Annotated in this window: 20 protein-coding genes and 1 pseudogene; 18 read left to right on the top strand and 3 right to left on the bottom strand. The window is 51.9% G+C overall.

Annotated features, from left to right (window positions below; translation table 11 throughout):
- Positions 1-17 precede the first annotated feature (17 nt).
- A complete protein-coding gene (locus MKY74_RS23095; RefSeq protein ID WP_076164529.1) occupies positions 18-347 on the top strand; it encodes a putative quinol monooxygenase in 330 nt (109 codons plus the stop codon).
- Positions 348-411: 64 nt separating this feature from the next.
- Here the strand turns inward: MKY74_RS23095 and MKY74_RS23090 are convergent, their stop codons facing one another.
- Positions 412-1287: a LysR family transcriptional regulator gene (locus MKY74_RS23090; protein WP_076164531.1), complete on the bottom strand. Its 876-nt coding sequence runs from the start codon at positions 1285-1287 to the stop codon at positions 412-414.
- 169 nt (positions 1288-1456) lie between these two features.
- Here MKY74_RS23090 and MKY74_RS23085 point away from each other — a divergent pair, with 169 nt between their 5' ends.
- The 13 genes and pseudogenes from MKY74_RS23085 to MKY74_RS23025 all read left to right on the top strand — a co-directional run bounded on the left by MKY74_RS23085 (position 1457) and on the right by MKY74_RS23025 (position 16869).
- Positions 1457-2251 carry an SDR family oxidoreductase gene (locus tag MKY74_RS23085; RefSeq protein ID WP_076164533.1) on the top strand — a complete coding sequence of 265 codons (795 nt, stop codon included), beginning with the start codon at positions 1457-1459 and terminating at the stop codon, positions 2249-2251.
- 118 nt (positions 2252-2369) lie between these two features.
- Positions 2370-3023: a glycosyltransferase gene (locus tag MKY74_RS23080; protein ID WP_208629209.1), complete on the top strand. Its 654-nt coding sequence runs from the start codon at positions 2370-2372 to the stop codon at positions 3021-3023.
- A gap of 218 nt (positions 3024-3241) precedes the next feature.
- A pseudogene (ric, locus tag MKY74_RS23075) lies at positions 3242-3941 on the top strand (iron-sulfur cluster repair di-iron protein).
- A gap of 682 nt (positions 3942-4623) precedes the next feature.
- Positions 4624-8298: a nitrate reductase subunit alpha gene (locus tag MKY74_RS23070; protein WP_076164537.1), complete on the top strand. Its 3675-nt coding sequence runs from the start codon at positions 4624-4626 to the stop codon at positions 8296-8298.
- Complete coding sequence (gene narH, locus MKY74_RS23065) at positions 8288-9823, top strand: nitrate reductase subunit beta (RefSeq protein ID WP_076164539.1); 1536 nt, start codon at positions 8288-8290, stop codon at positions 9821-9823. Before MKY74_RS23070 ends, narH begins: the two co-directional genes overlap by 11 nt.
- Complete coding sequence (gene narJ / locus MKY74_RS23060; RefSeq protein WP_076164542.1) at positions 9816-10394, top strand: nitrate reductase molybdenum cofactor assembly chaperone; 579 nt, start codon at positions 9816-9818, stop codon at positions 10392-10394. Before narH ends, narJ begins: the two co-directional genes overlap by 8 nt.
- A complete protein-coding gene (narI, locus tag MKY74_RS23055) occupies positions 10381-11073 on the top strand; it encodes a respiratory nitrate reductase subunit gamma (RefSeq protein WP_076164544.1) in 693 nt (230 codons plus the stop codon). Before narJ ends, narI begins: the two co-directional genes overlap by 14 nt.
- A gap of 50 nt (positions 11074-11123) precedes the next feature.
- A complete protein-coding gene (locus tag MKY74_RS23050; protein ID WP_076164546.1) occupies positions 11124-11588 on the top strand; it encodes a GAF domain-containing protein in 465 nt (154 codons plus the stop codon).
- Positions 11585-12670, top strand: coding sequence for a sensor histidine kinase (locus MKY74_RS23045; RefSeq protein WP_084203648.1), 1086 nt, complete (start codon positions 11585-11587; stop codon positions 12668-12670). The genes MKY74_RS23050 and MKY74_RS23045 overlap by 4 nt, the downstream gene beginning before the upstream one ends.
- Positions 12667-13314, top strand: a complete 648-nt coding sequence (locus tag MKY74_RS23040; protein WP_076164548.1) for a response regulator transcription factor — start codon at positions 12667-12669, stop codon at positions 13312-13314. The genes MKY74_RS23045 and MKY74_RS23040 overlap by 4 nt, the downstream gene beginning before the upstream one ends.
- Positions 13315-13474: 160 nt before the next feature.
- Positions 13475-15028 carry a nitrate/nitrite transporter gene (locus MKY74_RS23035; RefSeq protein WP_076164550.1) on the top strand — a complete coding sequence of 518 codons (1554 nt, stop codon included), beginning with the start codon at positions 13475-13477 and terminating at the stop codon, positions 15026-15028.
- 43 nt (positions 15029-15071) lie between these two features.
- Positions 15072-16088 (top strand): GTP 3',8-cyclase MoaA, encoded by a 1017-nt coding sequence (moaA, locus tag MKY74_RS23030; RefSeq protein ID WP_076169226.1) that lies wholly within the window; start codon positions 15072-15074, stop codon positions 16086-16088.
- A gap of 55 nt (positions 16089-16143) precedes the next feature.
- On the top strand, positions 16144-16869 hold the full coding sequence (locus MKY74_RS23025; RefSeq protein WP_076164552.1) for a YwiC-like family protein: 726 nt from the start codon (positions 16144-16146) through the stop codon (positions 16867-16869).
- Between the two features lie 142 nt (positions 16870-17011).
- On the opposite strand, the gene MKY74_RS23020 is transcribed toward MKY74_RS23025, so the two are convergent.
- Entirely contained in the window at positions 17012-17905 is an 894-nt protein-coding gene (locus tag MKY74_RS23020) for a ketopantoate reductase family protein (RefSeq protein ID WP_076164554.1), read from the bottom strand.
- Between the two features lie 159 nt (positions 17906-18064).
- Between MKY74_RS23020 and MKY74_RS23015 the strand changes: the two genes are divergently transcribed.
- The 3 genes from MKY74_RS23015 to MKY74_RS23005 all read left to right on the top strand — a co-directional run bounded on the left by MKY74_RS23015 (position 18065) and on the right by MKY74_RS23005 (position 19786).
- Positions 18065-18643 (top strand): TetR/AcrR family transcriptional regulator, encoded by a 579-nt coding sequence (locus MKY74_RS23015; protein WP_076164557.1) that lies wholly within the window; start codon positions 18065-18067, stop codon positions 18641-18643.
- A 144-nt stretch (positions 18644-18787) separates the two neighbouring features.
- Positions 18788-19240 carry a MarR family winged helix-turn-helix transcriptional regulator gene (locus MKY74_RS23010; RefSeq protein ID WP_076164559.1) on the top strand — a complete coding sequence of 151 codons (453 nt, stop codon included), beginning with the start codon at positions 18788-18790 and terminating at the stop codon, positions 19238-19240.
- 27 nt (positions 19241-19267) lie between these two features.
- Positions 19268-19786 carry a GNAT family N-acetyltransferase gene (locus tag MKY74_RS23005; protein WP_076164562.1) on the top strand — a complete coding sequence of 173 codons (519 nt, stop codon included), beginning with the start codon at positions 19268-19270 and terminating at the stop codon, positions 19784-19786.
- A 28-nt stretch (positions 19787-19814) separates the two neighbouring features.
- On the opposite strand, the gene MKY74_RS23000 is transcribed toward MKY74_RS23005, so the two are convergent.
- A complete protein-coding gene (locus MKY74_RS23000; protein WP_076164564.1) occupies positions 19815-21395 on the bottom strand; it encodes an MFS transporter in 1581 nt (526 codons plus the stop codon).
- 473 nt (positions 21396-21868) lie between these two features.
- On the opposite strand from MKY74_RS23000, the gene MKY74_RS22995 reads away from it, so the two are divergent.
- Complete coding sequence (locus tag MKY74_RS22995; RefSeq protein WP_144025315.1) at positions 21869-22831, top strand: hypothetical protein; 963 nt, start codon at positions 21869-21871, stop codon at positions 22829-22831.
- Positions 22832-22879 lie beyond the last annotated feature (48 nt).

Here is a 22879-nt window from a genome sequence, read left to right as displayed (position 1 = left end):
AACAGGGAGTTGACATCTTGACTCAAATATCATGGAATAACCAGGTTCTGACACTGATCAATGTATTTACCGTTGATCCGGCAAATCAGGAACGGCTGATCAAACTGCTGACCGACGCAACGAATGTTTCCGTCCGACACGCCCCAGGATTTATAACATGTATTCTCCATCGAGGTACGGATGGAACGAAAGTTACGATGTATTCCCAATGGAGAAGCGCAGAGGATTATCAAGCCATGCGAAATGACCCTAGGCCGCTTCCGTATCTGCAGGAAGCTTTGAAAATAGCGAAGTTTGAGCCGGGGATGTACGAAATTGTCACGACATTTGAAGCAGCCGGCGAATAAAAAACGATAAAAAAGATACCGTGCACATCGCGGTATCTTTTTTCTGATCCATCAACAACGTCCTTCACTTGGATGCTGTATCCATATACTCAATAAACCTCTTGGCAGCTGGCGATAAATAGTGGTCTTTTCGCCACTTCAGCCCGACTTCCCAATCCCAGCCTTCCTCCTGAATAGGGATCCATACCAGACCGTCTAACATAAGCCCTAATGTTTGCGGCAGCACCGACACGCCCAGACCCGCTTTAATAAAACCGGCGACGGTAATCAAATCTTCGGCGTCATAAGTGGAGGCCAGTTCAAAATTCGTATGCTGAAAACGGGAGGTGATGGTCGCCTTAAGGCCGCAATTTCTCTTGAGTCCCACAAAAGGCTCACCGGATAATTCAAACAAGCTTAGGCTGGAGCGGCTTGCAAAGGGGTGATCTGCGGAAACAACGATAAACAGCGGTAATTTGCGGATCACAATCCACTCATGATTGTCCAGCGTCGTTTCCCTCGAAGTGATCATCATGTCCGCCGTACCCTTATCCAAATACTCATCGATATCCCCGTGATCTCCTTGGTACAGTTCAAAACGGACCTGGGGATGATGAACCTGGTAATCCCGAACCATAGAAGGGACCAAATCCACGCCCAAAATATTCAAATAGGAGATGTGAATCACACCCGTTTCGGGATTGGACCACTCCTCAATTTCCTGTATGCCGTTTTGGATGTTGTTTAAGGCCGTCTCAACCCATCTGCCGAACATTTTTCCATAGCGATTTAATTCGACATTCCGGCCGTTTCGCTCGAAAAGGGGAACTCCCAGTTCGGTCTCCAGCTTGGCAATCGCGTGGCTTAAGGCTGGTTGAGTAATATTCAATGCCTTCGAAGCCATCGTCATATGCTGCAGCCGGGCAACGGTTAAAAAGTATTCGAGTTGTGTCAGCTCCATCTTGGCACCCGCTTATATAAATTTTATTCATAAATTTAATGAAAACTATAAATTAGACGCTGAGGTCCGTCAAGCTTACAATAAGGTTGTTCTCAGGGGACGTTCACTGTATCAAGCGGCGTTCTTGATTTCTAACCAACCCAATCATTTATGCTCAGGAGGAAACAACATGGCTGTAACTTATGCAAATCCAATGACGGAATATCAAGGCAAAAAAGTGCTGGTAACCGGCGGTACAAAAGGGATGGGGGAAGCTATAGCAAAAAGATTTGCATCGGCTGGTGCTGAGGTAATGACAACAGCGCGTTCTGTGCCGGCGGACCTGGCTGATCCGGAACGGTTCGTGGAAGCTGATTTATCCTCAATGGAAGGAACGGCAAAGGTCGTCGAAGCCGTTAAAGAGCGGTTCGGCACGATCGATATCGTCGTCAATAACGTCGGGGGGAGCAGCACACCTCCGGGAGGTTTTCTTGCGGCAAGTGACGAACATTGGCTCGAAGCACTAAACTTGAATCTTTTGGCTGCTGTACGCTTGGATCGGGGACTGCTCCCGTTGATGCTCAAAAAAAGGAAGGGAGTCATCATCCATATCTCATCCATCCAGCGGGTATTGCCCCTGGTTGAATCTACAATTCCTTATGCAGCTGCAAAGGCGGCACTAAGCAACTACAGCAAAAGCCTTTCAAAAGAATTCTCTCCACAAGGCATTCGTGTAAACCGCGTTGCTCCCGGCTTTATTCAAACGACTGCAGCAGACGCGATGATGGAGAATATCGCGCAGGTAACAGGCAGCTTCGAAAGCGCACTCCAATCGGTCATGGATGCATTGGGAGGAATTCCCGTTGGACGACCTGGATTACCGGAAGAGGTTGGCGAACTTGTCGCTTTTCTGGCGTCAGAACGTGCCGCCTCAATTACGGGCGCTGAATATGTCATTGATGGAGGAACTATCCCTACCGTCTAATTAGAAGGAATCAACGAAGCAATCAGAAATGAAGCTGCTCCTCTGTATAAAATCGGGTATTTTTTATCCATATTAAGACAGCCTGATATATTCCAAACGTATAGAGGAGCAGATAACAGTGAAAAACAAACGGCTTAAGGCTTTACTTATAACCTTGACGCTTATTTTCAGCGTGATTCAGATCGCAGCACCTGCACAAGCCATGGTGGATGGGAAGAAGAATCCGGTTTGTATCAGCCCTAAAATGGTGCAGCTGAAAACCGATATGCAGAAAGCTTGGATCGACCATACCATCTGGACGAGAAGTTATATTGTCAGCGCCATATCGAACCGTCCGGATCAGCAGGACGTATTGGACCGGCTCCTGCGGAACCAGCAGGACATCGGAAATGTGATCAAACCCTATTACGGGGAAGCTGCCGGTAATAAGCTGGCTGAGATTCTAAGAGAACATATTCTCATTGCAGGGAAAATTGTCGCCGCCGCCAAAGCGGGTAACCAGGCGGATGTGCAAAAGCTAGAAGCGGATTGGCATCGTAACGCCGACGACATCGCCAAATTTTTAAGCGCTGCGAATCCGAATTGGTCGTTTAAAGAGCTGCAGGATATGCTGTACACGCACCTTCAGCTGATCACGGAAATCGTCCTTGACTGCCTCAAGGGAGACTGGAAAGCGGATATCGCGGCAACCGACAAAAACGAGATCCATATGATTCATTTGGCGGACATCCTGACAGAAGGCATTGTTAAACAGTTTCCCGAGAAATTTTAAACAACCTAAACAGGCGATGCAAATCAATTTAGCTTTTCATATCCTCCGTTCGGGAGGGTGTGGGAAGCTTTTTTTTTCTGCCGTGGATGTTTTCACATTTCGTTTGCTTTTGGTATGACTGGAATCACAAGGCAGGCTTCGAAGATTCCTTATACTGGGGCTGTAAATGAGTTCTGCATCACGATATCGGAATGAATTCACTACAGGAGGTCCTTTCAATGAGTCAATTAACGCTTCAAACGCACGTTGCCGACATCGTCACAGCCGTACCGCAGTCAGCCGATCTGTTCCGCGCATTGCGCATCGATTTTTGCTGTGGAGGCAAAATCCCTCTGGAGGAAGCAGCGATTACACGGAAGCTCGATTCCAGCGCGGTTCTGGATCAAATCCGGACACTGGAGACGAAAGGCGGAGTATCAGGACAGCCGGCCTGGAGATCTGGCGGAACCGGAGCTGATCGAATACATTCAGAACAAGCATCACGCTTTTTTGCGCGAAGAACTTCCCGCGTTAACGCCTTATATGACAAAGCTGGCCCGCGTCCATGGAGAACGTCATCCGGAGCTGCTGCGGGTGCAGAAATTGTTCGCGGATTTGAAAAGTGAACTGCAGGAGCATACGGAGGACGAAGATCACAACGTATTTCCGCAGATCCTGAAATCTATGGCGAATCCGAATCCGCAGCATTTGGAGGAACTTCGGCCGCTGCTGTCCGGGCTGGAGGAGGAGCATGAGCAGGCCGGAAATCTGCTGAAGGAGCTGCGGGAAGTGACCGGCGATTTCGCCCTCCCGGCAGATGCCTGCGGCACGTATCGGCTTGTCTACCAGCGGCTTGGACTGCTGGAAAAGGACACCTTCGAGCACATCCACTTGGAAAATAACGTGCTGTTCGAGCGGATTCGCGAGCGGTGCAGCTGATCCGGATAACGGTGGTTTAGAAGCCCCTTTCTTCACAAGGTGAAGAGGGGCTTTTTTTGGGAGGAAGGGGAGTACTCCATTCGGTTGCCGAAGTTCGCATGAAAGAGCGGGGCTCTGGCATTCTGAGGGATGTCGATAATGAAAAGAGGACTTACGAGGTAGATCAATGGAGTCAATCAAGCAGAAGGTGAACGAAGAATACTACCGGGCGAACAAACGTTCAAGGAAGAGGGAGATCAAGAGGGGAGAAAACCACAGGCAGACGCTCAATTAAGGAACTGCACGAGAAGCCGTAAATGGGTCTAAATTCATTAAAGGTTTTCGCTTTCGTAACTGTATCTCCAAATAGGGAATGGATTCGGGGTGGAAAGTTTACGTGCCGCCTTTGAATCCGTGTTCCTACATCCCTATCAAATCTAGGGAACGCGGATTCAACAGCGGCTGGAACCCGGAATCCATCCCCACCCCATGGACTAAAGTAGAAGACATTTCCCGATCCTTTAATTTCATTCTTCTCGGCAAAAGCGAAGCTCTTCCCCACCAATAAAGGGATTTCTCGCCCCGATATAGGAGTTTCCCTGATACCAAACGCAGCAGCAGGCTCTCATAATTAAGTCATACGAATGGACGACACATTGATTCCCCGATCATGGTCATTCACGTAAAGGAGTTGAACCGTCCTATGAAACGGAAGAAGGGACTGAAGTTCTTCAAACGATTGGAAAGCTATTCGGACAACTGGTCCGTTCTTGAAGAGAAAAGCCGGGACTGGGAGGACATGTACCGCAAGCGCTGGTCCCATGACAAAGTCGTGCGCACGACGCACGGCGTTAACTGTACAGGCTCCTGCAGCTGGAAGGTGTTTGTAAAAAACGGCATCATCACCTGGGAAAATCAGCAGATCGATTATCCGTCCTGCGGACCCGATATGCCGGAATTCGAGCCGCGCGGCTGTCCGCGCGGAGCCTCGTTCTCCTGGTACGAATACAGCCCGCTCCGCGTGAAATATCCGTATATGCGCGGCAAGCTGTGGCACATGTGGAATGAAGCGCTGAACCAGCATGGCGACCCGGTCGCAGCCTGGGCCAGCATCGTGGAAGACCCCGAAAAAGCAAGAACCTACAAAAAAGCGCGTGGCAAAGGCGGTCATGTACGCGTCTCTTGGGCGGATGCGACCAAGCTGATCTCCGCGCAGCTGATCTATACGATCCGCAAATACGGACCGGACCGCATTGCCGGCTTCACCCCGATTCCGGCCATGTCGATGATCAGCTACGCATCGGGAGCGAGATTCATTTCCCTGCTCGGAGGCGAAATGCTGAGCTTTTACGACTGGTATGCCGACCTGCCGCCGGCTTCCCCGCAAATTTGGGGCGAGCAAACCGACGTGCCGGAATCCAGTGATTGGTACAATGCCGGCTACTTGATCATGTGGGGCTCGAACGTGCCTTTAACGCGGACGCCGGACGCCCACTTTATGACGGAAGTGCGCTACAAAGGCACGAAGGTCGTATCGGTAGCGCCGGATTATGCGGAGAACGTCAAGTTCGCCGATAACTGGCTTGCCCCGTATCCGGGAACGGATGCGGCGGTCGCTCAGGCGATGACGCATGTCATTTTGAAAGAGTTTTATCAAGATCGTCAGGAACCGATGTTCCTGAATTACGCCAAGCAGTATACAGACATGCCGTTCCTTCTTCTGCTGGATGAGCATGAGGGCAGATATAAGGCCGGTCGATTCCTGCGCGCAAGCGATCTGGGTGATACGACCCCGCATGCGGAGTGGAAGCCGGTGATTTACGACGAAAACAAAAGTGAAATCACGATTCCGAACGGTACGATGGGACAGCGCTGGGAGCCAGGCAAGAAGTGGAACCTGATGCTGGAACGCGAGGACGGATCGGTCATTGCGCCGGCGCTTTCCGTGGAATCCCTGGGAGCAGAGCGGCAGACGATTTGCTTCCCGTTCTTCGACAATAACGCCAACGGTACGTTCGAACGCCAAATCCCGGCGAAGAAGATTCAGCTCGCCGACGGGACCGAACGCCTCGTGGCAACGGTATACGACCTGATGTTAAGCCAATACGGTATTGTCTCAACCGACAGCGAGTCACATGGGGGCGGATACGACGATGCGGATTCCTTCTACACCCCGGCCTGGCAGGAGAAAATTACCGGCGTGAAGGCTTCGATCGTCGTGCAGATAGCCAGGGAATTCGCGCAAAACGCGCTGGATACCGGCGGCCGTTCCATGATCATCATGGGCGCGGGCATCAACCACTGGTTCAACAGCGACACGATCTATCGCTCGATTCTGAACCTGGTCATTTTGACGGCTTCCCAAGGTGTGAACGGCGGCGGCTGGGCACATTACGTCGGCCAGGAAAAATGCCGCCCGATCGAGGGTTGGTCCACAATCGCCTTCGCCAAAGACTGGCAGGGGCCGCCGCGGCAGCAAAATGCGACGTCGTTCTTTTATTTTGCGACCGACCAGTGGAAGTACGAAGAAATGGGTGCCGATTCCTTGAAATCGCCTACGGGCGGGGACATCCGTTACCAGCATCCGGCGGATTATAACGTCCTTGCCGCGAGACTCGGCTGGCTGCCGTCCTATCCGCAGTTCAACAAGAACAGCCTGGCGTTCGCGGAGGAAGCGGCCAACCGTGGGAAGACGACCAACGAGGAGATCGTGAAGCATGCGTTAACGCAAATCGTCTCTGGAGATACCAAGTTCGCCGCCGAAGATCCCGATGCGCCGGAAAACTTCCCGAGATCGCTGTTCGTATGGCGCTCGAACCTCATTTCCAGCTCCGCCAAAGGGCAGGAGTATTTCATGAAGCATTTGCTTGGCGCTTCGGACAGCCTGCTCTCGACGCCGAACGAAGACGAGAAGCCGGAAGAAATGGTGTGGCGCGAAAACGTGGAAGGCAAACTGGACCTGCTGGTCGCGCTCGACTTCCGGATGACCTCAACGCCGATGTATGCCGACGTGGTGCTGCCGGCAGCGACCTGGTACGAGAAAACCGACTTGTCCTCCACCGACATGCATCCATTCGTCCATCCGTTCAATCCGGCGGTGGATCCGCTGTGGGAATCGCGCTCGGACTGGGACATTTACCGGACGATTGCACAAACCTTCTCGGAGATGGCCAAAACGCATCTTCCCGGCGTATACAAGGACCTCGTGGCCAGCCCGCTGGCGCATGATTCGATCAGCGAAATTGCCCAGCCTTACGGCAGGGTGCTCGATTGGCGCAAGGGCGAGATCGAAGCGGTTCCGGGTAAAACGATGCCGAACCTGACCGTTGTCGAACGCGACTATACGAAAATTTACGATAAATTCGTGACGCTCGGCCCGAGCCTGGCGGCAGGCAAAATCGGGGCGCACGGCGTCAGCTTCTCGGTGGCCGAGGAGTACGAAGAGCTGAAGCGCATGAACGGAAGCTATGACGACGACACGATCAAAAACGGCCTGCCAAAGCTGCATACCGCCAGAAATGCGGCGGACGCCATTCTTCATATCTCTTCGGCGACGAACGGCAAAGTATCACAGCGAGCCTGGGAGTCGGCGGAGAATGACACCGGCGTAAGCCTGAAAGACATCTCCGCGGACCGCGCGGCGGAGCGCATCACGTTTCAGAGCATCACGGCCCAGCCGCGGGAAGTCATCCCGACGCCGGTGTTCAGCGGCTCGAACAAAATGGGGAGAAGATATTCGCCGTTCACGACGAATATCGAGCGGCATGTGCCCTTCCGGACGCTGACGGGCAGACAGCATTTCTATATCGATCACGAAATTTTCCTGCAATTCGGCGAAGCGCTGCCGGTCTATAAGCCGACGCTGCCGCCGATGGTATTCGGTCCGCGCGACAAGCAGATTACCGGCGGTAAAGACACACTCGTGCTCCGCTATCTGACGCCGCACGGCAAATGGAACATCCACAGCACATACCAGGATAACCTGCACATGCTGACGCTGTTCCGCGGCGGGCCGACGGTATGGATCAACAATGACGATGCGGCGGCAAACGACATCCAGGACAACGATTGGCTGGAAGTCTACAACCGCAACGGCGTCGTCACCGCCCGTGCCGTCGTCAGCCACCGGATGCCGAAAGGCACGATGTACATGTATCATGCGCAGGATAAGCACATCAACGTGCCAGGCTCGGAAATCACGAAGGACCGCGGCGGCAGTCACAACGCACCGACGCGAATTCACGTGAAGCCGACCCAGATGGTCGGAGGTTACGCCCAGCTCAGCTATGGATTCAATTACTACGGACCGATCGGCAATCAGCGGGATGTGTACGTGGCTGTCCGCAAAATGAAAGAGGTGGATTGGCTTGAAGATTAAAGCGCAAGTCGCCATGGTCATGAATTTGGATAAATGCATCGGCTGCCATACGTGCAGCGTCACCTGCAAGAGCACCTGGACGAACCGTCCTGGCGCGGAATATATGTGGTTCAACAATGTGGAAACGAAGCCGGGCGTCGGCTACCCGGTACGCTGGGAGGACCAGGAGAAATACAAGGGAGGCTGGACGCTGAAAAAGGGCAAGCTGCAGCTGAAATCCGGCAGCAAGCTGTCCAAAATCGCGCTCGGCAAAATTTTCTACAATCCCGATATGCCGGAAATGAAGGATTACTACGAGCCATGGACCTATAACTATGAGCATCTGACCAACTCCGGTGAGAAGAAGCATCAGCCTGTGGCCCGCCCGAAATCGGCGGTGACCGGCGAAACGATGAACCTAGAATGGGGCCCGAACTGGGAGGATGATCTGGCAGGCGCCCATGTAACGGGTCCGAAGGATCCGAATATCGAAAAGATCGAGGAAGAGATCAAGTTCAATTTCGAGCAGACGTTCATGATGTATTTGCCCCGCCTGTGCGAGCACTGCCTGAACCCCAGCTGTGTAGCGTCCTGCCCTTCGGGCGCAATGTACAAGCGGGACGAGGACGGCATCGTGCTCGTGGACCAGGAAGCGTGTCGGGGCTGGCGCTACTGCATGACCGGCTGCCCATACAAAAAGGTGTACTTTAACTGGAAAACGAACAAGGCCGAGAAGTGCACCTTCTGTTTTCCAAGAATCGAAGCAGGGCTGCCGACGGTATGCTCGGAGACCTGCACCGGCCGCATCCGGTATTTGGGTGTGATGCTGTATGACGCCGACCGCGTGCAGGAAGCGGCCTCGATGCCGGATGAAAAGGATCTGTACCAGGCGCAATGCAGCCTGTTCCTTGATCCGCATGATCCGGCGGTGATCGAGCAGGCGCGCAAAGACGGACTGTCCGAGGAATGGATCGAGGCAGCCCAAAACTCGCCGGTCTATAAACTCGCCATCGAATACAAGCTGGCCTTCCCGCTTCATCCGGAGTACCGGACGCTGCCGATGGTATGGTACGTGCCGCCGCTCAGCCCGATCATGAACTACTTTGAAGGCAGGGATTCGATCGAAAATCCGGACATGATCTTCCCGGCGATCGAGGAGATGCGCACGCCGATTCAGTACCTCGCCAACCTGCTGACGGCAGGGGATACGACAACGGTGAAGGATGCTCTGCAGAAGATGGCAATGATGCGCTCCTACATGCGGGCCCAGTCGTCCGGTGCCGAATTTGACGAAGCGAGGCTGGCGCGGGTCGGCCTGACGGCAGGTCAAATGAAGCAGATGTACCGGCTGCTTGCCATTGCCAAATACGATGACCGGTTTGTTGTACCGACATCGCACAAAGAAAGCCATATGGATGTGTACCGCTCCCAAGGCCTCGAAGGCTTCAGCATGGGCTGCAGCGGCTGCGGACCGGCAAGCCCGCAGGGCAAAACCGGCAAGGAACTGTACGAAGAAAATTTCTATGGGGGGATCTGGCGTGATTAATCTCGAAAAGCTGCAGAACGATCAAACCGTATTCGGATTTTTCGCCCAGATGCTGACTTACCCGGAGAAGCTGGATTTCCACCCGTCTGTGCTGGCGGAGTCGCTGGACTCCAAACATCCGGCCTATCCTTCGGTCCGTACATTCTGGGACCTGATGCATGAATACAGCATGGAGCAGATCGAGGAGATGTACGTTCAGACGTTCGATTTTCAGAAAAAAACGACTTTGTACATGACCTTCCATAAATTTGAGGACAGCCGGGACAGGGGACAAATGCTGGCCAAGCTCAAGGAGACGTATCAGCTGTACGGCCTCGATATCGCCGGCTCCGAGCTGTCCGATTACCTGCCCCTCATGTGCGAATTCGTCTATGCGGCCAACTGGCAGGGGCATGAAAAGCAAGCGGCAGAGAGCCTGGATCTCATGCTGGCGGTCATGGAGGACGGCACCTACCATCTGCTGAAGGAGCTGGAGAAGTCCGGCAGTCCGTACGCTCATCTGATCCGCGGCCTGCGCGAAACATTTAAAGCATGTATCCAGCAGGAAACGGAGGCGCATGAGCATGATTAACCAGTTTCTATGGGTCATATTCCCCTATGTGTGCCTCGCGGTGTTTGTCGTCGGACATATTTACCGGTACCGTACCGACCAGTTCAACTGGACGGCCAAGTCTAGTGAGTTTATCGAGAAAAAGCAGCTGAGGCTGGGCAGCCTGATGTTCCATCTGGGCATCATCCCCGTGATCGGAGGCCATGTCGCCGGCCTGGTTATTCCCCAATCGTGGATGGAAGCAGCGGGAGTCAGCGACCATATGTACCATATCGGCGCGGTATATATCGGCAGCGCCTTTGGCCTGCTGACCTTGGGCGGCATGATTCTGCTGACCTCGCGCCGGTTCACGATCCGTCATGTCCGCAGGCTCAGCTCCGCGTCGGACATGATCGTCAATGTGCTGCTGCTGTTCATTGTGTTCATGGGCATGTACAGTACGCTGGTGACGAACGCTGTCCAGCCGGAGTTCAACTACCGGGAGAGCATTTCTGTCTGGTTCCGGGATTTGTTTATGCTGCGCCCGGATGCGGCGCTGATGGTAAATGTGCCGCTGTCGTTCAAGATTCACATCTTGGCCGGATTCGGGATTTTCGCGCTGTGGCCGTTTACCCGGCTCGTGCACGTATGGAGCGTTCCGTTGAATTATGTAGGCAGAAGATATATCCTTTATAGGAAGCACCGCAATTATGAATCGTAGACCAAAGAAGGCGAACAGCCTTCTTTTCTACATCAAGGGGAGCTATGGCCATGAAGAATCAGCCGAACTATCAATACCAAGCGGAAATCGAAAAGCTCCGGGACCGGTTTCAATTCGATTTCGTGTCCCTGGCTCTGGTTCAGCCGGCTGAGGACCGATTCGTATTGACCTGGCAATATGCCTCCGGCAACATGAACGATCGCTATAAGCGGATTGTCCTGCATTCAGGGAAAGGCATTGCGGGCATCGTGTTCAAAACCGGCAAACCGATGCTGATCCAAAATGTGAACACCGATATCGAATCCCGGGATTTGTTCAATTATCCGATCATCGTGGCGGAGCAGCTGAAGAGCCTCGGGGCCATCCCGCTATGGGAAGCAGCGCGGGTTCAAGGCGTCTTGCTGGTGGGCTACCGTGCGGAGAACCGCCTGACCCAAGCAGCCTTCGACCAGTTCCAGGAGGGACTTGGCAGGGAATTTGGCGCTTTTCATGCGGGGGAGGTGGGACAGCCTTGATTCGGATGACAGATGAACATTTAAATGATCTGCTGAAGAAGATGTATGCGAACAGCATGGAGGCGATCTTTTTTATCAATGAAAAAGGCAGTGTCGTCGCCATGAACCCGGCCGCGGAGAACATTCTGGATATCGACGTGATCGAACGGATGCAGTCCGGCGTCGACGATTCCTTCTGCCAGGCGTGCAAGGGCTACACGGATGAAAAAGACCAGATTTCGTGCTCCAAATGCTATTTGGACTATCCGAAAGGGGATTTTTCCTCGTTCCAGGTCTATCTCCAAACCCGGGGCGAAGGCGTCGTCCCTTATGCAGCCAGCTATCATACCATTGACGAGGAGCGGGGAATCCGCGTGCTCATGCTGTTGGACCTGACTAAACAGCAGAAGACGCAGGAGATGCTCCAGCGCTCGAATCTGCTGAAATACGTCATTAAAGCGCAGGAGGACGAGCGAAAGCGGATTTCCCGGGAACTGCATGACAGTGTCGCCCAGGAGCTGCTCAGCTCGCTTGTGGACCTGCGCGTGGTCAAATATATGGAGGTTGGCGAAGATGTACTGAAGAAGCTGCAGCAGACCGAAGTGTCGCTGACGCGGCTGCTGGACGACATCCGCCATTTGTCCGTGGAGCTGCGGCCGGCCTCGCTCGATGACCTGGGGCTGGAAGCGGCGTTCCGCTCGCATTTCAAATGGATCGAGAAAAACTACGGCCTGCTCGTCGATTTCTCGGCGGAGCTGTCCGCAGCCCGATACGGCAGCGAGATCGAGACCGTGGTCTACCGCGTATGCCAGGAAGCCGTCCTGAACGCGCTGAAATACGCCGGTACCGACGAGGTGTACGTCCGGTTATGCGAAGAGGACGGAGTCCTTCAGCTGACCGTCAAGGATGACGGAACAGGATTCAATATGAATGAGAATGAAGCCAAGGGCACCGGCCTTGGCCTATACGGGATGCGTGAGCGCGCCGAGCTTGTCGGCGGCCAGTTCATGCTGTATTCGGCCATCGGCGGAGGGACAAAGGTGGAGCTGCGCATTCCGTGTTCAGAGGATAACGAGAGGGAGAGGGAGACCGATACACGATGAAAATTGTCATAGCGGATGATCATGCGGTGGTCCGGAGCGGCTTTTCCATGATTCTGAACTACCAGGAGGATATGGAAGTCGTCGCGACGGCCGCTGACGGCATGGAGGCTTACGCCATGGTAGCCAAGCACCAACCGGACGTGCTGCTGATGGACCTCAGCATGCCTCCGGGCGAGAGCGGCCTGATTGCCACGGGCAAGATCAGCAATGATTTTCCGAATACGAAAATACTTATCCTCACCATGTATGATGACGATGACTATTTGTTCCATGTGCTGAAAAACGGCGCCTCCGGTTACGTGCTCAAAAACGCGCCGGATGAAGAGCTGGTCTCGGCCATCCGGATGGTGCACAAGGGAGGAACCTACATCCATCCGCAAATGGCCACGTCCCTGGTTCGGGAGTATATTAAAAAGGACAGCGAGAGCGCGGACAACGATCCGTTTAACAGCCTCTCCCCCCGGGAAATCGAGATTTTGCCGCTCATCGCCAAAGGCTACGGCAACAAAGAGATTGCGGAGAAGCTGTATGTCTCCGTCAAAACGGTGGAGGCCCATAAGGCCAAAATTATGGAGAAGCTGAACCTGAAAAGCCGGCCGGAGCTGGTGGAGTATGCACTAAAGAAAAAACTGCTGGATTTCTAGCATTTTTAAGGATACCGGGTGTTCCAGCCACAGAATATAGGGAAGTTCCCCTGACGAATTCAGGGAACTTCCCTATTATCTTTGTGAATATCGTCACGTACAATAAGGCATGGGGATCAATGAAGTCAGCCATTTATCATGTTCAGAAAAGGTGGTTGAAATGATCAAAAAAGCGCAGCTGCCGCTGCAGACGATGAATTTGGTGCTTGGATTTATGGTATGGGTCATCATTTCCGCATTGCTGCCGTTCATTCGGGAGGACATATCCATCCCGGCCGACCGGCTGGCGATCCTGACCGCGATCCCGGTGGTGCTGGGCTCGGTGCTCCGTTTGCCGCTGGGATACTACGCCAACGTCCTGGGTGCACGGATCGTGTTTATCGCAAGCTTTATTCTGCTGCTGTTCCCGGTTTATTTTATCAGCACGGCCACATCCTTTACGCATCTTGTGATCGGCGGCCTGTTCTTGGGTATCGGAGGAGCCGTCTTCTCGGTAGGTGTCACCTCGCTCCCTAAATATTATTCGAAAGAAAAGCTGGGCTTGGTCAATGGAATTTATGGAATGGGCAATGTCGGTACAGCCATTACCACCTTTGCCGCACCTGTCATTGCTACGCAAATCGGGTGGGAGCGTACCGTCCAGCTGTATTTAATTCTGCTGCTCGCGTTTGCGGTGCTGAACGTATTCCTGGGTGACCGCAAAGAAACGAAGGTCAAAACGCCGCTCATGGAGCAGATCAAAGGCGTCTATAAAAACGATAAGCTGTGGTATTTTTCATTGTTCTATTTCATCACCTTCGGTTCGTTCGTTGCGTTTACGGTTTACCTTCCCAACTTCCTGGTTACGAATTTTGAGCTGGCGAAGGTGGATGCGGGGATGCGCACGGCCGGTTTCATCGTGGTGGCGACCTTCCTGCGACCGGTGGGCGGGTGGCTGGCGGACCGTTTTAAGCCGCTGTTCCTGTTAATGGGTGTATTCGTCGGACTTACGATTGCAGCCATCATCTTGGCGTTCTCTCCGTCGATCGGCCTCTATACCGTGGGTTGCTTAACCATCGCGGTAGGCGCCGGACTTGGCAACGGGATCATTTTTAAACTGGTGCCGCTGTATTTCAACAAGCAGGCGGGGATCGTGAACGGGATCGTGTCCATGATGGGCGGCCTTGGCGGCTTCTTCCCGCCGCTGATGCTTTCCTTCATTCATTCGGTGACCGGGCAGTATTCCATCGGGTTCATGGCGCTATCCCAGGTAGCGCTCGCCAGCCTCGTCATCGTTGTCTGGATGTTTTATCAAGATAAACTGGCCGTTTCCTCGGAGGTGTTCAATTCCACAGGGCAAGGCATTCTCGTGACGGACCTGAGCGGAAAGATCCATGCCGTGAACCCGGCATTCACGAAGCTGACGGGCTACACGGAGGAGGAAGTGATCGGCAAAAATCCGAGCATCCTGAAGTCCGGCCGTCAATCCGGTGATTTCTACAGCACCATGTGGGCGGAAATCAAGGAGCGGGGAAGCTGGCAGGGGGAGATCTGGAACCGGCGAAAAAATGGCGAGGAGTATTTAGAGTTATTAATCATTAATGCAGTTAAAGATGATGCCGGAGACGTTATCCAATATGTCGGAACGTTCAGCGATATTACGAACAAGCCTACAAACGACCGCTATGGAGGCGGAAGCTCAAAGCTGAAAAGCAGTCCGCAGCTGCAAGGATAAAGCGGGCTGAAGCATGTACGGCTATACGAAGGAGGAAGGAAACATGGCGGCGAACCCCCAGTTGGATCAGCTGGCTAGACCGATGCGCGACCTGAGGATTTCCGTGACGGACCGATGCAATTTCCGATGCACATACTGCATGCCGAAGGAGATCTTCGGGGATGATTATGCCTTCATGCCCAAGGAGCAGCTGCTGTCATTTGAGGAAATTACACGGGCAGCCAAGGTATACGCATCGCTTGGCGTGCGAAAGATCCGCCTGACCGGCGGTGAGCCCCTGCTGCGCCGTGGACTTCCCGAGCTCATTCGTATGCTTGCTGCTATTCCGGGGATCGATGATATCGGGCTGACAACGAACGGCCTACTGCTTGGGGGGCAGGCAGAGAGCCTCCATCATGCCGGGCTTCGCCGGGTGAATGTAAGCCTGGATGCGCTCGATCCGGAACGCTTCGGCCTTATCAACGGAAGGGGCATACAGCCGTCTATCATTATCGTCAACATGGAACGCGCTCGCAGCATCGGAATCGAGGTTAGAGTAAATATGGTCGTGCAGAAAGACCTCAACGATCAGGAGATCGTCCCGATGGCGGCTTTTTTTAAAAAACTCGGCATCACGCTCTGCTTCATCGAATTTATGGACGTGGGAAACGACAACGGCTGGCGTATGCAGCAGGTCCTGACGAAGCGGGACATCTTCGAACGCCTAGGTGGCGATGCCGAGCTGACGCCGGTCTCTCCGCGTTATCCCGGGGAAGTATCCAAACGGTACCGCTACAAAGACGGGGAGAGCGAGGTTTGCTTTATCTCGTCCGTATCGGAGGCATTCTGCTCTTCCTGCACACGGGTCCGTTTGTCTTCGGACGGTAAAATGTATTCCTGTCTGTTTGCTTCCAAAGGGTTCGATCTCCGAACCCTGCTGCGATCCGGCGCATCGGATGAACAGCTGCTTGCGGCCATCCGCGGCGTGTGGGAGAAGCGGGAAGACCGGTATTCGGAAGAGCGAACGGAACAAACGGCGATGAGCCGGAAAAAGATTGGTATGTCCTATATCGGCGGCTGAGCGGCCTGAACCCAAAGTCGTGAACAGCCAGCCATGGAAAAGGAGCAGAAGGCGTATGAAAAAAATAAGCATGGTCATTCCACGGGAGCACGGGGGCTGGGCGATGGTCAGCATTCCCTTTATCATCGGCATGATGGCGGCGAACCCCGTTCTTCTGCATCTCCCCTTGTTCCTTGCCTGGCTGTTCCTGTATTTGTCATCCTATCCGCTGCTGCAGGCTTTAAAACAGACGACCAAGCGGACCTGGTTGCTTAAATGGGGGGCAGGTTATGCGGCGGTGGCCCTCCTGTGCCTCATTCCGGTGCTGCTTCAGGAGTTATGGCTGTTCTGGTTCGCTCCGGTACTTATCCTGCTTCTCGCCGTAAATATCTGGCATGTGCGGCGAAAGTCCGAGCGGGCGCTGCTGAACGATGTTTGCGCCATTCTGCTGTTCTGCACCGCTGGCGCGGCGGCTTATCTGCTGGGTGGCGGAACATGGGGCGGGGAACTGGCGGAGGTTCTGCTGTACAACTTCCTGTACTTTATGGGAACCGTTTTTTTCGTTAAATCCGTATTTCGTGAGCGGAAAAATAAACGGTGGACCATCTATGCGAAGGTATATCATCTCATCGCGCTGATACTGCCGCTGCTTTTGCTCAGCCCTTGGATGTGCTTGCCATTTGTTTATCCGCTGATCAAGACATGGATGTACTCCGGCAAACCGTTAAAGCCGATGAGGGTAGGCATCATGGAAATTGTCGGTTCCGTGCAATTTGTAATTCTAACGCTGATCCTGCTGTAAGCGAAAAAAGCCGTCCGAAAACGCAGCAGTACCAATTTCATCTAAAATGCCTATTTGTTATGAAGAGCGGCAGACTAGGGCTCGTAAGTCCTAGACTGCCGCTTCTTGTTGCATGGGATTAACCGGGCTAGCCGACCTGGTGTTATTGCCCCACAGAAAACTTTTCATGAAATTTCTCATCTAACAGCATAATTTCTGCTCTTTGACTGATAGCATGATCCCCGAGCATGACATCAATGATAAAATCATTGCTCAGCATCTGGCGGTACATCGCAGTAAGATCTTGTTCCGGCATTTCCCCCATGGCCTTCGTTTCGGTCGGTATGACCGGGATTCCGGCCAGCTCGACCAAGCGAAGATTTTGTTTAATATCAGCCGCGATCTTGCTGAGCGTGCGTTCGCTTCTTGCAGTCTCCAGATCGACCACACCCTCGTCCGTATAGAAATGCTTGTTGCCCACGGCAACCGCAGCATGCGAAACATGGAATGCATACATATCGTGTTGGATCTCATAATGCAAACCTGCCGTTTCAAGTATTTCGACCAATTCTTTGACCCTTTCGCTCGTCTGCCCATTGATTTCACCAAAAATGGTCCCTTGATGTTTTTCCGAGCCGAATTGGGCGTATAGTACATCCTCTTTCATGTCTCCACCTGCCCCGGGAAATCCGGGGAGCAGCCGGTCACCCACGATATCAAGCCAGGATTCATAACTGACGGTGTTGGTCAAAGTGACAATCGTTTGGCTCTGGTTATTTTTGATCGCAGACAGGGCGGATTCGGCTTGATCAAACCGTACCGGAACAAAGATAAAATCGTAAATATCGTCGTCCTCAAGCTTCCCGATCGTCTTGATCGACATTTGTTTTATCGTGCAGTGATCGTTGTAACGCAGCCCGTTCTTTTGAATGGCGTCCAGCCTCTTTCCCCGAGCCAACAGTGTGACATCCAGACCCGATTGGGCAAACCGGAGCGCGTATATGCTGCCAACGATACCTGCGCCAAATATTAAAAGTCTCTTTTTTATCGTATTCAACAAGATCTACCCCTTCCATGAATTAGTCAGAGATTGCTTAAGCAACATCTGTTGGGTAAGATGATAGTATGGCAAGCTTCTGATTTCAATCGGCAGATGAAGCGGAACGTTGCATAGACAACACATTTTGAAATTTGATGTTTTAACAGGAGGCTGGATATGGTAAATCAGCAGGATCCGAGGGTATTGCGCACACGGCAGTTAATCAGGGAAGCGTTCAGGGAGCTGCTCCGAAAGAAAGATTTTGATTCCATAACCATTAACGATATCGCACAAAGAGCAACGATTAACCGCGCTACCTTCTATGCGCATTATGAAGATAAATACGCTTTGCTGGAAGAAATCACGGAGCAGGCTTTTCGCGATCGAATTCCTGATCAAGTGCTGAATGCACGCGACTTTACGGATGAAATCTGTGACGGGCTGATCATGATGACTTACCACTACATAATGGATTTTTATCAGATATACAGAATGGATTCCAAACCGATTGCATCGCTCGTCGATGAGAAAATCAAGCAGCTGCTGCAGCAATCCATTGAGAACATTTTACGGAGAGGGAATCTTCATTTTATGGAAGACAGACAAACGAAAATCATCTCGGCGATGACTGCCTCTGCGATTTATGGCGCTGCGCATGCTTGGTTAACGGTGGGAGAGAATGACCGAACCGATTTACTTGTGGGCATTGTTCGCCCCTATGTCATGAACGGCCTGGATCTGCCGAAAGCGCCTTAAGGTTACGCTCTAAACAATCTGATGTTGTATTTAACTAATAACTACTTAAATCATTCGCACTTTTCGTTTTGTTGCAAATGCAATAAAAATAATATAATATGGATCAAGAACGATTGATCAGTTGAAAAGGATGAGGAGCTGCCCATGAAAGAAATTCTGCGTGAAATCGGAATGATTGCCAGGGCGTTGGATTCAATTAGCAACATCGAATTTAAGGAATATGACCTGACGAAAGGGCAATATTTGTATCTTGTCCGGATTTGCGAGAGCCCGGGGATCATTCAAGAAAAGTTAGCCGAAATGATTAAGGTAGATCGGACTACTGCAGCCCGTGCCATACAAAAGCTTGAAACGAATGGCTTTATTGAGAAAAAGGCGGACGAGCATAACCGAAAGATCAAAAAACTTTTTCCGACGGAAAAAGGGCAATCGGTGTATCCTTTTATCCAAAGAGAACATGATCATTCGAATCGGGTCGCGTTAGCAGGATTTTCGGAAGAAGAAACAGATACCATTTTTAAACTTCTGCAAAGGGTTAGAAAGAATATCGAAGTGGATTGGGAATACGTCAAAAAGGGGAACAAGAGGGGTTATTGATTTTCGACAAAGGAGCCTTCGACTAACATGACAGTAAGCATAACCAAGTGCAGCCGTGAAGATTTACCGCGGCTCCAGGAAATCAGCATCGAAACATTTACGGACACATTTAAAGACCAGAATTCACCGGAGAATTTGATGGCCTATTTGGAGAAGGCATTTAACGAGGAACAGTTGGAAAAAGAATTGGCTCATAGCTCTTCGGAGTTCTATTTCGTCTATTTCCAAGATGAACTTGCCGGATTATTAAAGGTCAATATGAATGATGCCCAGACCGAACCCATGGGCGATGAGTCGCTTGAAATTGAACGGATTTATATTCGAAGCAAGTTTCAAAGAAAAGGGCTTGGCCAATATTTAATCAACCAAGCGATGGATATCGCTAAAACTCATAACAAAAAGAGATTGTGGCTCGGAGTTTGGGAAAAGAACGAGAACGCCATTCACTTTTACAAAAAGATAGGTTTTGTTCAAACCGGTGCGCACTCTTTTTATATGGGTGATGAAGAACAAACGGATTTTATTATGCAAATAGCCTTGGCCTAATGCCAAGGCTATTCTAGATCATTATTCATTAGAGCAGGGAATGCTCTGTTTCGGGAATACGTTCGGCTTGGACAGGTTGGTTCTCTCCAATCGGCCGTAAGTGACGGAACTGGATCGCGACCAAAACGATGATACCAAGCATGATGACTCCACTAACCGCCGCAATCGCGTGAAACCCGCCCATAAAAGCTTTGCTTGCCCCCTCGACGAGCGAAGTACCGGCTTCCAATGTGAGACTTTTTGCTGTCTCGATCGCCCCGGTCAAACTGTCGCGAGAGAGTTGTGCAGAGGATTCCGGGAGGTTGGCAGGGATCGAGCTCGTCACCTGGCTGCGGTATACGACGGTGCCGATGCTGCCCAAAACGGCAATGCCCAGCGCAAACGCAAATTCTCCGCTTGTTTGCAGCATGGCTGCGGCCGATCCTGCCTTTGCCGGCGAGACCGAGCCGATCACCAGATCGCTGGACAGGCTCGGTAATGGAGCAGCTCCCAAGTTGAACAGCATATACCCGATGACAAGATAGGTGAGTCCGGAATCACTGCCCACCTGAGTGAGGAACAGACATCCTGCCGCGGAGATCAACAGGCCTCCTCCGATCAGGCGAGCCGGGCGCACCAGGCGTGCGGCAAGCGGTGAGAGTAACATCCCGGCCATGGAGGCGATGGCTCCGGGGAGCATAAATAACCCTGCTTCAAGCGGAGACAGCCCCTTTACGAATTGCAAATACTGCCCGATATAGAGCATCGTTGCTCCCGTAAATGTGATGCAGAACATGCCTCCAAGCGCGGAGCTGAATCCCCGGTTCGCAAATAGACGCAGATCCAGCAATGGACTGGTCAACCTTTTCTGCCTCGCAATAAAAAATGCGCCAAAGATTAAGCCAGCGAATACAAGCAGTAATGGTACAATTTGCAGGCCGTATTTGGCTATTTGTTTAAGTCCATAGATGACCGGCAAAATAGTAAGCAACGACAACAAAACACTTGTTACATCCAGAGGGCCGGTTTGGGGATGACGATATTCCGGCAGCAGAACGGGTCCGGTAAGGACCAAAATCAACATGATGGGCAAGGAAAGCAGGAATACCGAGCCCCACCAAAAGTGATTTAACAGCATGCCGCCGAAAACCGGACCAAGCGCCATGCCGCCCATGGAGCACATCATCCATATGCCAATGGCGAGAGAGCGCTGCTTGGGATTGCGGAACATGCTGCTGATTAAAGCTAAAGTCGAGGGAGCGACCGTTGACCCGGCGATTCCCAGCAGCGCACGTGCTCCAATCAGAGTCCAGGCGTTTGGAGCAAAGGCGGCTAATAAGGACGCTGCCGCAAAAGAGATTCCGCCGATCATCAGCAGCTTCCTGCGGCCGATCCGGTCTCCCAGCGAGCCCATCGTGATTAGAAATCCGGAGAGCATAAATCCGTAGATGTCGATGATCCATAATTGCTGAGCGCTATCTGCGCCCAGGTCGGCGCTGATATGCGGCAGCGCGAGGATCATCACGGAGAGATCAATCGAGACCAGAAGGGCGGGCAGAGCCAGTACGGCAAGTCCGATCCATTCCTTTAGGCCGGCGTTCAGCCCATTGCTGTATGATGTGCTGCTCATTTTGAACCCACTCCTCGTCTTGCATCCTTAAAAAACGGTGTGCTGTGTTGAAGTTGCCGTTTCGTCATCATCATCGATCTCCCTTTTTAATTTTTTGCCGGCAATTGAATCTTAGGACATGACGCTGCGTAAGGTTCAAGGAGAAATTTTACATCTGAGTACCAGCTATGAAACGGGTCTGATGATGAGAATACGTTCTGAGGTAACGCTACAAGTATTTTACTTGAATCACAACAACCAGGGGGACAAAAGGATCAGGCCCAGAACTACCCTGATTTAGGACTATAATGACTTGAATGAGCATGGATTCAGGTTAAACTACAATAGAACGATCCATTCCTTGCCGGAATTCCATTAAACAGCTGCTCTATATTATGGAGGTTGGCAGGTAGGAAACTGATTTCATTCATACAGACAACATAACATCAATTTTATGGAGGTGTCCGTGTATGAAGTGGAGGTTTACGGAAAGGATGGCAGCAATAATCCAGATTTGGAGGAGCAGCAAACGTCTGACTTTATTTATCGCTATTCTTCTCTGCGCATCCATGCTGGTGCCTGTTGCAGCCAGTGCAGCATATTACAACACGTATTCCACCGTCGCCACGCTGGGCAATGCCAATGATTGCTATGCCGCTCAGGGATTTGCCGTGGGATCAACCTACGTCTATTCTGTAAAAGTCAATGGCGACAACAATAAAGCGGTCATTTATCGCACCAAAATGAGTGACGGCACCACAACGCTCATGACCAACGGGGATAACGGATCTTCTTACGCAACCTATCTCGGCCATGCCAATGATGTCGTTCTCAGCTCCAACGACGGCAATTATTATATGTTCGTCGTCACCATGAACGCTGGCAGTATGAGTCTCGTGAAACTGAAATATGTAGGAACGACTTACTACAAAGTAGGCAATTACACTATTAAATACGATGGTGCAGACAAGGCGATGTCGGGTGTGAAAATTACGAGCAAAGACGCGAGCAGCATAAACTTTTTATTCAAATCCGGACGAGCCTTGTACAGAGGTTCGCTGCCGCTAACCGCAACCAGTGGAACGATCAATGTCACGAATAGCTTCTCTCTGAATATTGAAGATGCCAAGGTCAACGGCAGCACGATATCCAATATCACTTCGTATGCTTTCCAAGGCTTCGGTTATTATAACAACACGATCTATGTTCCGATGACTTATAAAAACGTCAGCATTGTGCTCGTTTATCGTAATATTTCTACGGCTTCGGGTACTATCCAGGCGGATCCCAATCTATCGTTCCGCGTGACGTCTTCGGCATTTCCTGATCTGTTTGAAATTGAGGGCGTCGGAGTGGCGAACGGAGATAAGCTATGGTTCAGCACCAACCGAAGAACCGCACCCGGCGATACGGCGCATGACGGCGTGCACTATTTTAAAGATTTCAGCGCTTCCTGATGGAGAGCTGTCCACCTTTAGTCCATTCTTCGTGAAAAAATAGAACCG

Origin of the sequence: Paenibacillus sp. FSL R5-0378 (assembly GCF_038009285.1) — a bacterium.
GTDB lineage: Bacteria > Bacillota > Bacilli > Paenibacillales > Paenibacillaceae > Paenibacillus_AQ > Paenibacillus_AQ favisporus.
This window is presented reverse-complemented; position numbering and strand designations above follow the sequence as displayed.

Coding starts and splice junctions, on each gene's coding strand:
- MKY74_RS23090 (WP_076164531.1), bottom strand. CDS start 1,287: ATGGAGCTGACACAACTCGAATACTTTTTAACCGTTGCCCGGCTGCAG.
- MKY74_RS23085 (WP_076164533.1), top strand. CDS start 1,457: ATGGCTGTAACTTATGCAAATCCAATGACGGAATATCAAGGCAAAAAA.
- MKY74_RS23070 (WP_076164537.1), top strand. CDS start 4,624: ATGAAACGGAAGAAGGGACTGAAGTTCTTCAAACGATTGGAAAGCTAT.
- narI (WP_076164544.1), top strand. CDS start 10,381: ATGAGCATGATTAACCAGTTTCTATGGGTCATATTCCCCTATGTGTGC.
- MKY74_RS23050 (WP_076164546.1), top strand. CDS start 11,124: ATGAAGAATCAGCCGAACTATCAATACCAAGCGGAAATCGAAAAGCTC.
- MKY74_RS23040 (WP_076164548.1), top strand. CDS start 12,667: ATGAAAATTGTCATAGCGGATGATCATGCGGTGGTCCGGAGCGGCTTT.
- MKY74_RS23035 (WP_076164550.1), top strand. CDS start 13,475: ATGATCAAAAAAGCGCAGCTGCCGCTGCAGACGATGAATTTGGTGCTT.
- moaA (WP_076169226.1), top strand. CDS start 15,072: ATGGCGGCGAACCCCCAGTTGGATCAGCTGGCTAGACCGATGCGCGAC.
- MKY74_RS23025 (WP_076164552.1), top strand. CDS start 16,144: ATGAAAAAAATAAGCATGGTCATTCCACGGGAGCACGGGGGCTGGGCG.
- MKY74_RS23015 (WP_076164557.1), top strand. CDS start 18,065: ATGGTAAATCAGCAGGATCCGAGGGTATTGCGCACACGGCAGTTAATC.
- MKY74_RS23010 (WP_076164559.1), top strand. CDS start 18,788: ATGAAAGAAATTCTGCGTGAAATCGGAATGATTGCCAGGGCGTTGGAT.
- MKY74_RS23005 (WP_076164562.1), top strand. CDS start 19,268: ATGACAGTAAGCATAACCAAGTGCAGCCGTGAAGATTTACCGCGGCTC.
- MKY74_RS23000 (WP_076164564.1), bottom strand. CDS start 21,395: ATGAGCAGCACATCATACAGCAATGGGCTGAACGCCGGCCTAAAGGAA.
- MKY74_RS22995 (WP_144025315.1), top strand. CDS start 21,869: ATGGCAGCAATAATCCAGATTTGGAGGAGCAGCAAACGTCTGACTTTA.